Origin of the sequence: uncultured Eudoraea sp., from assembly GCF_947258925.1 — a bacterium.
Lineage (GTDB): Bacteria > Bacteroidota > Bacteroidia > Flavobacteriales > Flavobacteriaceae > Eudoraea.
On sequence record NZ_CAMYKG010000015.1, the window covers coordinates 57,705 to 73,067 of the forward strand.

The following is a 15,363-nucleotide window of genomic DNA, read 5'->3' on the forward strand; positions in this document are numbered from 1 at the left end:
TTGATAAAATTTAAGTAGAATATTACAAAATTTTATTTACCTATAATATGTAATTCTGTAAATTCCTTTGTCACGTGTATTGTATTACTACCATTAAGTTTAACCTCTTTAAGGGGTACTATTTCATTGTCTATTTCTATCTCCTTTATTTTAAAGGGAAGATCAATTAAGTTTAATTTAAATGTATTGTAGGAGGTAGTAAATGTCCCATTTTTAAACTGCTGAATAATTAATTCATTTTCCTTCCCGTTCAATTTAAAGTTTCGGAGACTATAACTACCTTTAGTGTAATCATAACCATCCTGTGCATCCTCATAAACAGCTGATTTTTCGATTCCATATTTGAAGTATACCTCAAGTATCAATTCTTCTATTTCTTTTTCCCCTACGTATTGTTGAACAGGATATTTTGGAATAATTGCACCTTCTTTTATAAAAATAGGAATCTTATCAATATCAGCATCTACCCATTTCTCCATTCCCCCTTCTATAACTTCTCCAGACCAATAATTATGCCATTTACCCTTTGGGATATACATTCTTCTGCCCTGGGCATTAGGCTCCTGCACCGGACATACTAAGATATGATCACCGAAGATAAACTCATCCGTCCTGAAATGTGTTTGCAGGTCTTCCTGATCAAAATAAACCAGGGGTTTTAGCATGGGTATGTTTTCCCTGGAATACTTCCAGAACATCGTATACAGGTAAGGAAGAAGCTGGTATCTTAATTCAATAAACTTTTTTACTATTTTCGTCACTTCTTTATCAAAGGACCAGGGTTCCTGATCCCCGTGATCTCCACTGGAATGGACTCTGAAAAAGGGATGAAAGATACCGAGTTGAATCCATCTGGCAAAAAGTTCACCATTGGGTTGTTCAGCAAATCCTCCTATATCTGAACCAACAAATGACATCCCACTCATACACATTCTCTGAACCTGTACATTGGCGATCCATAAATGCTCCCAGGTTGCTACGTTATCACCTGTCCATGTGGAACAATAACGCTGTGCGCCGGCATAGGCTGCTCTTGTAATAACAAATGGTCGTTTGGGATACACATATTTCTTTACTCCTTCATAAGTAGCCCTTACCATCTGTGTACCATAAATATTGTGGGCCTTTCTATGGCTACATGGGTGGCCGTCAAAATCATGTCTGGTGTCCAAAGGTGCTGTTTTAGACGGTACTTCCATAATTGCCGGTTCATTCATATCATTCCATACTGCATGTGCCCCGGTTTCAGACATAAGCTCTTTATAAAGGCCTGCCCACCATTCTCTAACCTTTGGGTTAGTAAAATCAGGAAAACTACATTCCCCGGGCCAAACCTTGCCTCTCATCAGGGGTCCATCTCCCCTTTTGCAGAAATAGTCATTTTCAATTCCTTCCTTATATACCCAATAGTCTTTATCTACCTTAATACCCGGATCTATCATCACAACGGTTTTAAAGCCATCCTCGTTCAAATCATCTATCATGGCTTTTGGATCCGGAAATTTTTTCTTATCCCATGTAAAACATCGAAATCCATCCATATAATCAATATCCAGATAGATGGCATCACAAGGTATTTTAAGGGCTCTGAAATTAGCAGCTATTTTCCTTACTGCACTCTCCGGGTAGTAACTCCATTTGGACTGATGAAATCCCAATGCCCATAATGGTGGCATTTCCGGTGTCCCCGTTAAATCGGTATAATCACCAACTACTTTTGACATTTCGGGACCATAAAAAAAGTAATAATTCATCTCTCCGCCATCTGCCCAGAAACTCGTTATATTTCTTCGTTCGTGCGCAAAATCAAAATGTGTCCGAAATGTATTATCGAAAAATATCCCATAAGCAATATTATTATGGAGACCTATATAAAAAGGAATGGCCTTATATAAGGGGTCCTGATCTTTGGTGTATGCATATGAATCCGTTACCCAATTGTGCACTCTTTTCCCTTTTAAGTTAGAGTGTGTAGCTTTATCACCCATGCCGTAAAAGCTTTCGGCCGGTTGAGTGATTTTACTCATTTTTACAGAATTGCCCCCATATTCGTAATTCTCTTCCCAATGAAAGCCTAATTCGTCCTCATTGATAATATTTCCCTCCAGGTCCGAAATCTGGGTTCGCATCGTCTTTTTATCGATCAATACCTGGATCTTAGACGTAATAATGAGATATTCTGTTTTGGTTTCTTTAGATTCAAGTTTATTGTAGCCCCTGCTAGCATCCGGACTAATAGCATATGAGAAATCTGGTTGAAAAACCTCTTCGGTTGCATATCTGAAGCGAATGGCACTATTGCGCAGTACGGTTATTTCCAGAATAACACCATTCTCGGAGCTAAAATAAAATTTATCTGAATCCCGCTTAAATGCTATTATCTTATTGGGGTATAAATTTCCTTTGTATTCTAATTCTGTATTGGTAATCATAAAGGGTATTTTAAAAGACCCACAAAAAAAAGACTTTAACTTTTAAAATTAAAACGATCTTATGACCAATTATAAACTATAACGTTATAGTTAGCCATAATTATTGGAAAACTACCATTCCAAGTGGAGGAATTGTAATTTCAATAGAAGTTTTATGACCATGCCAGGGGGTTTTGGAAACTTTTATACCGGTATTTTTACTTCCACTTCCACCATATTTTTTGGCATCGCTGTTAAAAACCTCTTTAATCGCACCTTTTTTTGGCATTCCTATCCGGTATCCTTCCCTTGGAACAGGAGTAAAGTTACAGGCCACTATTAGGTCTTTTTTCGGGTCGTGACCACTGCGGATATAAGTGAGTACAGAATTTTCATAATCTCCATAATCTATCCACTGAAATCCTTCCGGACTGAATTGTTTTTCATATAAAGCAGGCGATGTGCGATATAGTTTATTTAGATCTTTTACCAGCTCCTGTATTCCCGAGTGAAGATCATATTGCAGCAAATGCCAATCCAGACTTTGCTCAAAATTCCATTCAGAAGATTGTCCAAACTCAGCTCCCATAAAAATGAGGTTAGCACCCGGATGAGTAAACATATAACCATAGAGCAATCGGAGATTGGCGAATCTTTGCCATTCATCGCCCGGCATTCTATACAATAAGGACTGCTTTCCATAAACCACCTCGTCGTGTGAAAATGGCAACATAAAATTTTCTGTAAAGGCATAGGTCATGCTAAATGTCAGATCATTCTGATGATGCCTTCTGTAAATAGGTTCTTTTTTAAAGTATTCCAGGGTATCATGCATCCATCCCATCATCCATTTCATTCCAAATCCCAAACCTCCTATACTTACTGGCTTGGAAACCATAGAGAAGGATGTAGATTCTTCTGCTATAGTTTGAATCCCTTTGAAACTGCTGTATACCTCCTGATTAAGTTCCCGGATAAAAGATATTGCTTCAAGATTCTCATTATTGCCATAAATATTCGGTTCCCACTCCCCTTCTTCACGTGAATAATCCAGATAAAGCATCGAGGCAACCGCATCTACACGAAGACCATCTGCATGATATTGGTCTAACCAAAAGTTAGCATTGCTAATTAGAAAAGCCCTTACCTCGTTTCTGCCGTAATTGAATATCAAACTTTTCCAATCCGGGTGATATCCTTTTCTTTTATCGGGATTCTCATAAAGACAAGATCCGTCAAAAAACCCTAATCCATGCGCATCTTCAGGAAAATGTGAAGGTACCCAATCCAAAATAACACCAATGTCATTTTGATGCAGTTTATCTACCAGGAGTTTAAAATCTTCCGGTTTGCCAAATCTTGAAGTTGGTGCAAAATAGCCTGTAAGCTGGTAACCCCATGAAGGGTCGTATGGGTACTCCATAATCGGCATAAATTCTACATGTGTAAAATTCATGTCTTTTAAATATTTTACGAGATCATCTGCCAAATCCACATAAGACATAAATTTATTATCATCAGTGCGTTTCCATGATCCCAGATGTACTTCATATACGGAATACGGTTTGTCCAGATTGTTCTTGGTTTCGCGGGTATCCATCCATTTTTTGTCCTTCCATTTATAGGAATCGTCCCATACCACTGATGCCGTATTTGGTGGATGCTGACAATATCTGGCAAAAGGGTCTGCTTTCTCCGTCTTAATATCGTTATTATGTGAATGTATTTTGTATTTGTACAAAGCACCTTGCTCTACTCCGGGTATAAAACCTTCCCAAATTCCGCTTTCATCCCATCTCACATTAAGCTGATGCTCTCCTTCCACCCAATAATTAAAATCCCCAATTACCGAGACAGACTTGGCCGTAGGTGCCCAAACGGCAAAATAGGTTCCTTTTTTGCCCTTAACTTTAAGGGGATGCGATCCCAGGTGTTTATAAAGCCGATAATGCTTTCCTGCTTTAAATAAATTAATATCAAAATCCGTTAATAAGCTATAGGGTATTACATTGCCCATATTTTTGTTGTTAGTTGGTTTCATTAATAATATTCATAATCCCCTGTAAAGGAATTACCGCCCACCTGGGTCTTGAATTCATTTCATACCCCAATTCGTAAACCGCCTTTTCGAGCATACAATACTTTAAAAGAAAGATTCGTTCCTGGCGGTAACCAATATTAATATTATGTTCCTGAATCAGACTTGCATAGGTTTCAAGAAAAACGCCAATGAAGTAACGATAGAGAATTTCTCCCGCAAGAAAAAGATCATCCTGTGAGAATGCATAATCCTCCATATGATTGAAAATAGTTGCATAAACTGCGTAATGAAATGACCTGAAAATACCTGCAATATCCTTTAATGGGGGTTGTTTCACCTTCCTGTCTCTAATGGTACTCTCCGGTTCCCCTTCAAAATCAAGCAAATAAAAATCATCGTCCTTAACCAGAACTTGCCCAAGGTGATAATCTCCATGTACCCTTATCCTTTCGCCCTTGAGTTTGGTCCAGTCAAAATTTACAAATCGTTTTCTGATCTCATTTTTCCGCTCTAAGAATTCCGAAGCCAATTCCCGCGATAGCCCTTCCAAACGATGGAGGTTATTTTCAACCGTATTTAACCTATTTTGAAACTGGTATAATAATCTGTTCTTTAACCACACCTCATAGTCCCCATTGAAATGAGTGGGTGTAAATGCCGTATCTTCAAATTCTGAGCCCAGAGCTATATGCATTTCTGCCGTTCTTTGGGCAAGTACCTGTAACTTCAGGAAAATATTCAATCCTGCCCAATCAATAATCTCTGGTGGCACATCTCTTATATTCAGCCGTTCAAACAATTCTGTTTGAGGCAGCTGATGAACGTTTATATTCTTATATTCAAGGTTACTGAAAATTTTATGTAACTCTTTCAACATAAAATCCCAAGCATCCCCCTGATTTGGTACTAACTCCTGCATTAAAGCAATTGTAATATTAACATTATCAGAATCCATTATACTGATATTACCCTGATAAGCCGGTGTATTCTTGTAGCCTTTTCGCTCCGAAAGGAACTGACTCATTTCATAATCGGGATTTTTATCAGCATAAATTCTTCTGAAAAACTTAATAACGGATTTGTCATTAATAATTACCGAGGTATTGCTCTGTTCAAGACCCATAAAACGCGAGGATTCATAAGTTGTATCATGAAAATCCGCGCTTTTATGATACCTTACCCGAGTCGTATCATTTGGTTCTGCATTAACAATTCGCTCAAAAACTAATTTTCTAAAAGCCTCAAGGTTTATGGCATCTATTATAAAACCTTCCTGTCCATTGATACTAAGAGGAAGAATCCTGTCTTTTTCGGCAAAATTCTCATCTGTAACAAATGCGATTGGCAGAAAGTAATGCTGATAAAAAGCTTCTTCAAAATTAACTTCAATTAATAAACCATAGTATACTTCGCCTTTCTGTTGTATACGGAAATACTCCTGGAGCTCAATATACTTCAGCTTACTTGCTTTACCCCCATACCAGCGTTGTTTTACTACATAGGCTTCAAGAACATCGGAAAGAAAGACTTTTAAAAAGTTTTTATCCTCCAATAAATTTTCCCAAGACGCATTAAATGAGTAGGGAGGCTGGAGTATGGCTTCTTGTTTCTTCTTGGACATTTCTACTTTTTAAGATGAAATAAATGAAATGGTAAGGCTGGATGTAATTCTACAAAGTTCCACTCATCATACCAAAGATAACTATTGTCAGTGACAACATCATGCATAGTAATTCCATGACTAATGTCATGAGATAATTCATCCAGGGGAAGCTGTAACATTCCTCGCTGTGAATAGTGAGAATCGAGATTGATAATCACCAATACTTCATCTGTTTTATCATCATTCCATTTATAAAAGGCTATGAGCTGTTCATTATCTATTCTGCAAAACCTGATATTGTTGGTTTGTTGCAATGCCTTATGATGCTTCCTGGCCTGGTTTAAGCGTGTAATTATAAGCGTGAGTTTATTCTTAATGGACCAATCCCAGAATCGTACTTCATACTTTTCAGAGTTAAGATACTCCTCTTTTCCGGGTAGGGCATCAGAAAGCATATATTCAAAAACAGGACCATAGATCCCAATATTACCACAAAGGGTAGCCGCCAGGGCATAGCGTGTAATATGCATGGCTTCATTTGCACCTTGCAAATGATAGGGGTTAATATCGGGAGTGTTAGGCCAGAAATTTGGACGATAATACTCCTTCATTTCTGTCTGGGTAAGCTCGGTCATATATTCCATGAGCTCGTGCTTATGTACCCGCCAGGTAAAATAGGTATAAGACTGTGAAAAACCCTGCTTGGCCAATTGCTGCATAACCTTAGGCCTGGAAAAAGCTTCTGCTAAAAAAAGTACATCGGGATGTTTCTTTTTGACCTCGGATATCAACCAATTCCAAAAATAGTAGGGCTTGGTATGCGGATTATCCACCCGGAATATTTGTACTCCCAGTTTAACCCACTTCAGGGTGACATCCAAAAGTTCTGACCATAATTCCTTATAAGCTTTAGACTCAAAATAGAAGTTGACAATGTCCTGATATTTCTTCGGGGGATTCTCGGCATATTGCATGGTTCCATCCGGTCTTTTTCTAAACCATTCAGGATTACTTGTTATATAGGGATGATCAGGAGCTGCCTGAAAAGCTAAATCCAGAGCGACCTCAAGATTGAGTTCTTTGGCTTTTTTTATGAGACTTTGAAGGTCTTTTTCTGTACCTAATTCCGGATGAATTTCCTTATGACCTCCTAATTTAGAACCTATTGCCCATGGTACGCCCGAATCTCCTTCCGCGGCATTGGTTACATTATTCTTACCCTTTCTGTTGACTTCACCTATGGGATGTATTGGAGGAAAATAAAGGACATCAAAACCCATTTCAGCTATTTTAGGCAGAATGTGCTCACAATCTTTAAATGTGCCATGTTTCCCTTCCACCGGGGATGAAGACCTTGGAAAAAATTCATACCAGGTACTGAAATTAGCCTTTAATCTGTCTACATATACCTGCAACTCCGCACTTGTATTGGCTAAAACACGATTTGGATTTTCAACAAACAATTCATGAAGTTTTTCTGAAACTGCTTCTTTAACTGCTTTCGCATATAAATCCTTGTTTTTAAAGGATTCTATTACATCCTGTATATACTTCTTGTCTGAAGCACCAACTTTTTTTGATAGGTATTCTAAATGCCGGACCCCGTCGAGCAACTCGCTGTTTACGCGTTGATTATCCTTTAATTTTGCCTCTATTCCATGTTGCCAGTTTTGCGCATGATCTACCCAGGCAGAAACCCTGTAGGTATAAAATCCTTGTTTTAGAACTTTAAAGGAAGCCCTGTAAACATCATTAACCAGGTCTTCCATACGTATGGAGCTATAATTTCTCTCGTTTTCATGCTTGTATTGCAGCTCTGCCTGAATAATATCATGACCGTCTCCTAAGACATCCGCATAAACCATAACAGACTCTCCAACTACCCGCTTAACAAAAAAAGCCCCGCAATGGAGCTGTGGAGTAATATTTTCAATCACCACACGTTGTTGTCTTAACTTCATACTTTCTTTCTAGGGTTGGCGTTAAAAATATGAAATAATCTGAAATAGTTTGGTCCAAAGCCCCAATTTTTATGGAATTAGATGATTATCCAATAGGTTTATTCCATTTTTGGAACGCTTTTTGTTTTGAGGTTAGGAGAATCTTTAGAATTTAATCGAATTAATTAAAATATTTAAAACAATAATCTTAAAACATAATCAATTATGAAAACAATTAAACTACTATCTGTCGCATTTTTAACGCTTATTTTTTTCTCTTGTGAAGGACCGACTGGACCTCCGGGACCTCCCGGATTTGATGGAGTAGACGGTATTGACGGCGTAAACATACTTGGACAAGTCCTGGAAATAGAAGGTACTTTTGACGCTGGCAATGACTATTTTTTACTTTATGAATTTCCGCAAACTGTAGAAGTTTTTGAATCGGACGTTGTTTTAGTATACCTTCTTTGGGACGTAGCCGAAGACGGTAATGGCGAACCCCTTGATATCTGGAGGTTATTACCTCAAACACGTATTTTAGACCAGGGGTTATTGCAGTATAATTATGACTTTACTTTTTTGGATGTAAGTGTCTTTCTGGAGTCAGACTTTGACCTTGGCACACTTAGTCCGGGAGATACGGATAACCAGGTATTCAGAATTGCCATTGTCCCTGCAGAATTCGCCCAAAGTTCTAAAATGGATACTTCTAATATTAATGAAGTTATGAGCAGTTTGAATGTAAGAGAAATAGATATTAACAGAGTACAGTTGGATTAACATAATTTGATCTAGGAAAAATTATCCCCGCAATTAAATTGTGGGGATTTTTTTATATACTAATCCTTAACTTTGAAAGGATTTAGGTTTGAAATCGTCAAAGAAAATAGAAAAAGAAAAAATTGATTGTTATGAAGAATTATGTATGGATTATCCTTTTGCTATCTCTGGGGTGCAAAGGAGTTTCTCAGGAAAAAGAAAAAGAAACAACAGAAGCAGAGAACAAAACGGAAACTTTTAAAGTTGCAAAATCTGAAGAAGAATGGCGTAAGGAACTTACGGATATGCAATTTTACGTGCTCAGAAAAGCAGGTACGGAAAATGCGGGTTCCAGCAATTTATTAAACAATAAAGAATCTGGTACATATGTCTGCGCCGGCTGTGGTACGGCTTTGTTCAGAAGCGAAGACAAATTTGATTCAGGGACAGGATGGCCAAGTTTCGACAAGGAAATTAAAGGTAATGTGGCCTATGATGTAGATTACAAAATAGGCTATAAAAGGACCGAAGAGCACTGTGCAGTTTGTGGAGGGCATCTTGGGCATGTTTTTGAAGATGGTCCCCGGGAAACTACCGGATTAAGGCATTGCATAAACGGAGCCGCCCTGCGTTTTGTACCCGCAGAGAAATAGAACTGCAACACTCTACCTATAATGAAGGGCTTAGCACCATAACCAAATTGATGAATTTACCCGCAGATTACCTTAAAAGTATTCTATTTGAAAGCCAGCGGTATAAATCCCTTGGTGATAAAACATTTATCCAACTGAATGAATCGGATATTCATTGGAAGTATGAGAGTTCCGGTAACAGTATCGCGGTTGTTGTAAAACACTTATCGGGAAATATGCTGAGCAGGTGGACTAACTTTCTAACGGAAGATGGTGAAAAGATTTGGCGCAACAGGGACTCGGAATTTGAAGCGTCTTACAAAACAAAAAAAGAAATGCTAACAGCCTGGGAAACCGGCTGGAATTGTTTTTTTAAGGCCATTCAACAAGTAAACTCTGAGAATTTTGAAAATAAAATAAAAATAAGGAATGAACCCCACACGCTTATCGAGGCCTTAAACAGACAACTGGCCCATTATTCCTATCACGTTGGTCAAATAGTTCTCATTGGGAAGACTATAAAGGGTAAAAGCTGGGTTTCTCTTTCTATACCAAAAGGCCAATCAGAGGCCTACAATAAATCTAAGTTCAAGGGTTAAATTAAGATTCTTGATGAAGTTTAAAAGCTTTCAATTTGGTTTTGTAACTTTGCGATCTCATAAATCTGAATCACAAAAAATACTGGAATGAGCAAATTCGATATTATTGTTTTAGGGAGTGGACCAGGAGGTTATGTTACCGCCATAAGAGCATCGCAACTTGGGTTTAAAACTGCTATTGTAGAAAAAGAGAATCTGGGTGGTGTATGTTTAAATTGGGGATGCATCCCTACCAAAGCACTATTGAAATCTGCACAGGTATTTGAATATTTACAGCATGCCGAAGATTACGGGTTAAAAGTAGAAGGAGCTGATAAGGATTTTGAAGCGGTAGTAAAACGAAGCAGAAATGTAGCTGATGGGATGAGCAAAGGCGTTCAATTCCTCATGAAGAAAAATAAAATTGACGTTATTAATGGTTTTGGAAAGTTAGCCCCCGGAAAAAAGGTGGTTGTAACAGACGCTGAAGGCAAAGACACAGAGCACAGCGCGGACCATATAATAATTGCTACAGGTGCCAGAAGCAGGGAACTACCCGCTTTACCTCAGGACGGCAAGAAAATTATTGGTTACCGAAAGGCAATGACTTTGGAGAAACAACCCAAAAAAATGATAGTCGTTGGAAGCGGAGCTATAGGGATAGAATTTGCTTATTTCTATAATGCTATGGGGACCGAAGTCACCGTAGTCGAATTTTTACCGACTATTGTTCCTGTGGAAGATGAAGATGTATCCAAACAACTTGAACGAAGTTTCAAAAAAGCAGGTGTCAAAATTAAAACCTCATCCGAAGTTACCCATGTAGATACCTCCGGTGATGGCGTTAAAGCTACTGTAAAAACGGCCAAAGGAGAAGAAATCCTGGAGGCTGATATTGTACTTTCTGCTGTAGGTATAAAATCAAATATTGAAAATATAGGACTCGAAGAAGTGGGTATCGCTACGGACAGGGATAAAATACTTGTCAATGATTTCTACTCAACCAACATTCCTGGTTATTATGCCATTGGGGATGTTACTCCCGGTCAGGCCCTGGCGCATGTTGCTTCTGCCGAAGGTATCCTTTGTGTGGAAAAGATAGCAGGGATGCATGTAGAACCCTTGGATTATGGCAATATTCCGGGCTGCACCTATTGCATGCCGGAAGTTGCATCCGTTGGACTCACGGAGAAACAAGCGATAGAAAAAGGCTATGAAATAAAAGTTGGTAAATTCCCTTTCTCGGCAAGTGGCAAGGCAAAAGCTTCGGGAAATTCCGATGGTTTTGTTAAGGTCATTTTTGACGCAAAATATGGTGAATGGTTAGGATGTCATATGATTGGTGCCGGGGTAACAGATATGATTGCAGAGGCCGTGGTAGCACGTAAGTTAGAGACTACAGGACATGAAATCCTGAAGGCTGTACATCCACACCCTACAATGAGTGAGGCGGTAATGGAGGCAGTGGCCGAAGCCTATGGTGAGGTTATTCATCTTTAACACAGAAAATCTAACAGACTTTAATGCTCAAAACATTTCGTATTAGTGCAATATTAGAAGGTATTTCTTATTTGCTCCTATTTAGCTTTAGTATGCCCTTGAAGTATTGGGCAAACATTACTGAACCCAATATTTACATTGGATATGTACACGGATTTCTATTTATTGCCTATATAATTTTGGCCGTATTTTTTGCAGTGGATAAAAAAATTGCCCCTAAAAAAGGAATTATGTTGGTATTGGCTTCTCTATTGCCCTTTGGCACATTCTATATGGATCGGCATTACCTGAAACCACTTTCAGCTTCATAAAAAACTCCAGATTGCCAATTCATAACTTTTCAATCCAAAACCAAGGATAACCCCTTTAGAACATGAAGAAATATAGGACTTATGCCTGAAGGCCTCACGTTTGTAAGTATTAGAGATATGAACTTCAACGACCGGTGTATTAACAGCCTTAACAGCATCCCCCAAACCTACAGATGTATGCGTATAAGCGGCAGCGTTTAAGATTATCCCATCATAGGTAAAGCCAACCTCCTGGATTTTATCTATTAGTTCCCCTTCTATATTAGACTGGTAATATTCTAATTCCAAATCCTTGAATTTGGACTGTAAATCACCAAAGTATGATTCAAAGGTTTTGCCACCATAAATTTCTGGTTCTCTTTTTCCCAGAAGATTAAGATTTGGCCCGTTAATTATTATAATTTTCATAGGCTAAAAGTAGTAAAATGTAAAGTACTAAAAAAGTGATTAAACTGCTACTTGGGTCAATTGCAGATCTAAATTAGATTGATAAAAGAATTGAAAACTTCAAATTATGTGAAACAAGCAATATCTTTATGGTATGAATTGGAAGCAGGCCCAAACAGATTATGAATACTATTTGAAGATTGAACGTGGTTTAGCTGCTAATTCCATCAGCAATTATCTTAGAGATGTAGAAAAACTCAGATTATTCCTTGAAGAAAAGGGAATAGAAGAAACTCCTGATTCCCTGGACCGTGAAACATTGCAACTTTTTATTTATGAAATTGCAAAAGAAGTAGGTCCCAGGTCACAGGCGCGCATAATTTCTGGGCTTAAAAGCTTTTTTAACTATTTAGTTTTTGAGGATTACCGAAAAGATACGCCTTTGGATCTGATAGAATCCCCGAAAATTGGCCGCAAACTACCAGACACCCTTTCCACGGAGGAAATAAATAAGCTAATACAAGCCATTGACTTATCCGCCCCGGAGGGAGAAAGGAACAGGGCCATGTTAGAAACTCTCTATGGATGTGGACTAAGAGTTTCCGAACTAATCGGACTCAGGATATCTGATCTGTTCTTTGAAGAAGATTTTATTAAAGTCACTGGAAAAGGAGATAAGCAGCGTTTTGTACCTATTAGCAACGTAAATAAAAAGTATATTTCAATTTATCAAAAAGAAGTCCGTAATCATCAAAATATTCAAAAGGGGTACGAGGATATTTTGTTTTTAAACAGGAGGGGTAAACAACTTAGCAGGGCAATGCTTTTTACCATCATAAAGCAACTTGCCATCAAGATTAATCTTTCAAAAAACATTAGTCCACATACCTTCAGACATTCATTTGCCACCCACTTGTTAAAGAATGGGGCCGACCTTAGGGCCATTCAGCAAATGCTGGGTCACGAAAGCATTACCACTACGGAAGTATACATGCATGTAGACCGTACACATCTGGCAGAAGTAGTTAATAAATACCACCCAAGACAAAATTAATCCTCGATTTACATTGCCTTTTTTAAATTTAAGTAACCGGCAAGAAAGGGGTTTGATTATATTTATCGGGAAAACAGAATTCTTAAAATATGAACAAATTAATTCTTAGTAGCATTATTTTATTGAGTTTAAATATGCTTATCGCTCAGAAAACAAAAGCTGATGTATTACTGCAACTCGATGAACGATCTGAAGATTTTGGAACTGTAGCCCAAACTATATGGGAATATGCGGAAATGGGGTATATGGAAGAAAAGAGTGCTGCATTGCTTCAAAAGACGCTGGCCAATGCCGGTTTTAGCATTAAAAAAGGAGCCGCGTCCATTCCAACGGCTTTTATAGCCGAATATGGAAGCGGTGCCCCGGTAATTGCTGTCCTTGGAGAATATGACGCTTTACCGGGACTTTCACAAAAAGCCGTTCCGGAAAAATCCTCAGCGGGTTTAGCTGCCGGTCACGGATGTGGGCATCACCTTTTTGGAACTGCTTCTGCGGCTGCAGCAATCGCGGTAAAGGAATGGATGACAGCTACGAATACTCAGGGAACCATTCGTTTTTATGGTTGTCCGGCCGAAGAAGGTGGTTCCGGGAAAGTATATATGGTCCGTGATGGATTATTTAAGGACGTTGATGTTGCTTTGCATTGGCATCCAAATGCAAAGAATGAAGCAAATGCCGGTGCTGCACTGGCCAATAAGTCTGCGAAGTTCAGATTTTACGGGATTTCTGCACATGCTGCGGCTTCGCCCGAAAAAGGGCGTTCTGCACTGGATGGTGTGGAAGCCATGAACCTAATGGTAAATATGATGCGGGAACATGTCCCCGAAAAAGCAAGGATCCACTATGTTATTACCCAAGGTGGTAAAGCACCCAATGTAGTTCCGGATTTTGCTGAAGTTTACTACTATGCCCGTCATGCGAAAAGAGATGTGGTGCTCGAAATTTTTGATCGAATAGAAAATGCTGCGAAAGGCGCGGCAATCGGTACCGGAACCACCATGGATTATGAATTAATAGGAGGAACCCATGAACTATTGCCCAATCTGACGATACAAAAGTTAATGCACGATAATCTTACCAAAGTAAACGGCATAACCTATACCCCTGAGGAAATTGTTTTTGCAGATAAGATAGCGAAAACCATGGGATATGATAAGGCCGACCAGGAAACCGCAAAAATCATTCAGCCTTATCAAACGGAGGCTATCCCTTTCGGTTCTACGGATGTGGGGGATGTAAGTTTTACAGTGCCCACTGCAGGCATGAGTTCTGCGACCTGGGTTCCCGGGACTCCGGCACACAGCTGGCAGGCTGTTGCAGCGGGAGGAACCGGTATAGGTCAAAAAGGGATGATGGTGGCAGCAAAAACTCTTGCATTGACCGCCATTGATCTTATGGCAGATAAGGATCTCATCAATAAGGCAAAAGAAGAATTTGTTGAGCGCAGGGGTGCAGATTTTGAATATATACCCTTGTTAGGGGACAGGCCACCAGCACTGGATTATAGAAAATAACTGAACTGATAAAGCTTTTCTGATTTAATGCAATTGACATTTCCATATACCAATAGCTCAGATATTAATTACCTCATCTGTAACATTTCTGAAATATTCACTACTAATATTTAAGTAACTACCAACCTAACGTGAACAAAGAGCTGGAGCACAAATTTGTTACTGAACTTGAGAACAATCAGAATATTGTTCACAAGGTGTGTACTTTGTACACGACAAACAGGGATGCCCACAATGATCTTTTTCAGGAAATAACGATTCAATTATGGAAAGCATACCCGAAATTCAGAGGAGATTCAAAATTCAGCACATGGATGTACCGAGTGGCCTTGAACACGGCTATAACCATGTATCGGAAATCGAAAAAGAACATAAAAACTCAGGATTATGATTCGGTGATTTTTCGAATTAAATCTGATGAATATGATCCAACTGAAGAACAACAATTACAGTTAATGTATAAAGCAGTACGGCAACTGGGTGATATCGATAAAGCATTGGTATTCCTATATTTAGAGGATAAGGATTATCGTGAAATATCTGAAGCACTTGGAATAAGTGAAGTGAATGCACGGGTAAAAATGAACCGTGTTAAAAATAAACTACGAACCATACTTAATCCTTAAGATT

At 38.7% G+C, this 15,363-nt stretch carries 13 protein-coding genes; 8 read left to right on the plus strand and 5 right to left on the minus strand.

The window, feature by feature from the left end:
* Positions 1-32: 32 nt before the first annotated feature.
* The 4 genes from Q0X77_RS07125 to Q0X77_RS07140 all read right to left on the minus strand — a co-directional run bounded on the left by Q0X77_RS07125 (position 33) and on the right by Q0X77_RS07140 (position 8,016).
* A complete protein-coding gene (locus Q0X77_RS07125) occupies positions 33-2,432 on the minus strand; it encodes a glycoside hydrolase family 31 protein (protein WP_297795159.1) in 2,400 nt (799 codons plus the stop codon).
* Between the two features lie 100 nt (positions 2,433-2,532).
* On the minus strand, positions 2,533-4,428 hold the full coding sequence (gene glgB / locus Q0X77_RS07130) for a 1,4-alpha-glucan branching protein GlgB (protein ID WP_297795233.1): 1,896 nt from the start codon (positions 4,426-4,428) through the stop codon (positions 2,533-2,535).
* A 10-nt stretch (positions 4,429-4,438) separates the two neighbouring features.
* On the minus strand, positions 4,439-6,073 hold the full coding sequence (locus Q0X77_RS07135; RefSeq protein ID WP_297795162.1) for a trehalose synthase: 1,635 nt from the start codon (positions 6,071-6,073) through the stop codon (positions 4,439-4,441).
* 2 nt (positions 6,074-6,075) lie between these two features.
* A complete protein-coding gene (locus Q0X77_RS07140; protein ID WP_297795165.1) occupies positions 6,076-8,016 on the minus strand; it encodes an alpha-1,4-glucan--maltose-1-phosphate maltosyltransferase in 1,941 nt (646 codons plus the stop codon).
* Between the two features lie 204 nt (positions 8,017-8,220).
* Here Q0X77_RS07140 and Q0X77_RS07145 point away from each other — a divergent pair, with 204 nt between their 5' ends.
* The 5 genes from Q0X77_RS07145 (at position 8,221) to Q0X77_RS07165 (ending at position 11,778) form a co-directional block, all read left to right on the plus strand.
* Positions 8,221-8,778, plus strand: coding sequence for a collagen-like protein (locus Q0X77_RS07145; RefSeq protein ID WP_297795167.1), 558 nt, complete (start codon positions 8,221-8,223; stop codon positions 8,776-8,778).
* Between the two features lie 131 nt (positions 8,779-8,909).
* The gene (msrB, locus tag Q0X77_RS07150; RefSeq protein WP_297795170.1) at positions 8,910-9,410 is read left to right on the plus strand and encodes a peptide-methionine (R)-S-oxide reductase MsrB; all 501 of its coding nucleotides are present in this window, start codon (positions 8,910-8,912) and stop codon (positions 9,408-9,410) included.
* A 50-nt stretch (positions 9,411-9,460) separates the two neighbouring features.
* Positions 9,461-9,988, plus strand: a complete 528-nt coding sequence (locus Q0X77_RS07155; protein ID WP_297795173.1) for a DUF1572 family protein — start codon at positions 9,461-9,463, stop codon at positions 9,986-9,988.
* 87 nt (positions 9,989-10,075) lie between these two features.
* Positions 10,076-11,467: a dihydrolipoyl dehydrogenase gene (lpdA, locus tag Q0X77_RS07160; protein WP_297795176.1), complete on the plus strand. Its 1,392-nt coding sequence runs from the start codon at positions 10,076-10,078 to the stop codon at positions 11,465-11,467.
* 23 nt (positions 11,468-11,490) lie between these two features.
* Positions 11,491-11,778 (plus strand): DUF3817 domain-containing protein, encoded by a 288-nt coding sequence (locus Q0X77_RS07165; protein ID WP_297795178.1) that lies wholly within the window; start codon positions 11,491-11,493, stop codon positions 11,776-11,778.
* Here the strand turns inward: Q0X77_RS07165 and aroQ are convergent.
* Positions 11,773-12,186 carry a type II 3-dehydroquinate dehydratase gene (gene aroQ, locus Q0X77_RS07170; protein WP_297795181.1) on the minus strand — a complete coding sequence of 138 codons (414 nt, stop codon included), beginning with the start codon at positions 12,184-12,186 and terminating at the stop codon, positions 11,773-11,775. The genes Q0X77_RS07165 and aroQ overlap by 6 nt on opposite strands.
* A 133-nt stretch (positions 12,187-12,319) precedes the next feature.
* Here aroQ and xerD point away from each other — a divergent pair, with 133 nt between their 5' ends.
* The 3 genes from xerD to Q0X77_RS07185 all read left to right on the plus strand — a co-directional run bounded on the left by xerD (position 12,320) and on the right by Q0X77_RS07185 (position 15,359).
* Positions 12,320-13,219 (plus strand): site-specific tyrosine recombinase XerD, encoded by a 900-nt coding sequence (gene xerD / locus Q0X77_RS07175; RefSeq protein ID WP_297795184.1) that lies wholly within the window; start codon positions 12,320-12,322, stop codon positions 13,217-13,219.
* Between the two features lie 89 nt (positions 13,220-13,308).
* Positions 13,309-14,733 (plus strand): amidohydrolase, encoded by a 1,425-nt coding sequence (locus tag Q0X77_RS07180; RefSeq protein WP_297795187.1) that lies wholly within the window; start codon positions 13,309-13,311, stop codon positions 14,731-14,733.
* Positions 14,734-14,864: 131 nt separating this feature from the next.
* Positions 14,865-15,359 (plus strand): sigma-70 family RNA polymerase sigma factor, encoded by a 495-nt coding sequence (locus Q0X77_RS07185; RefSeq protein WP_297795190.1) that lies wholly within the window; start codon positions 14,865-14,867, stop codon positions 15,357-15,359.
* Positions 15,360-15,363 lie beyond the last annotated feature (4 nt).

Coding starts and splice junctions, on each gene's coding strand:
- Q0X77_RS07125 (WP_297795159.1), bottom strand. CDS start 2,432: ATGATTACCAATACAGAATTAGAATACAAAGGAAATTTATACCCCAAT.
- glgB (WP_297795233.1), bottom strand. CDS start 4,428: ATGGGCAATGTAATACCCTATAGCTTATTAACGGATTTTGATATTAAT.
- Q0X77_RS07135 (WP_297795162.1), bottom strand. CDS start 6,073: ATGTCCAAGAAGAAACAAGAAGCCATACTCCAGCCTCCCTACTCATTT.
- Q0X77_RS07140 (WP_297795165.1), bottom strand. CDS start 8,016: ATGAAGTTAAGACAACAACGTGTGGTGATTGAAAATATTACTCCACAG.
- Q0X77_RS07145 (WP_297795167.1), top strand. CDS start 8,221: ATGAAAACAATTAAACTACTATCTGTCGCATTTTTAACGCTTATTTTT.
- msrB (WP_297795170.1), top strand. CDS start 8,910: ATGAAGAATTATGTATGGATTATCCTTTTGCTATCTCTGGGGTGCAAA.
- Q0X77_RS07155 (WP_297795173.1), top strand. CDS start 9,461: ATGAATTTACCCGCAGATTACCTTAAAAGTATTCTATTTGAAAGCCAG.
- lpdA (WP_297795176.1), top strand. CDS start 10,076: ATGAGCAAATTCGATATTATTGTTTTAGGGAGTGGACCAGGAGGTTAT.
- Q0X77_RS07165 (WP_297795178.1), top strand. CDS start 11,491: ATGCTCAAAACATTTCGTATTAGTGCAATATTAGAAGGTATTTCTTAT.
- aroQ (WP_297795181.1), bottom strand. CDS start 12,186: ATGAAAATTATAATAATTAACGGGCCAAATCTTAATCTTCTGGGAAAA.
- xerD (WP_297795184.1), top strand. CDS start 12,320: ATGAATTGGAAGCAGGCCCAAACAGATTATGAATACTATTTGAAGATT.
- Q0X77_RS07180 (WP_297795187.1), top strand. CDS start 13,309: ATGAACAAATTAATTCTTAGTAGCATTATTTTATTGAGTTTAAATATG.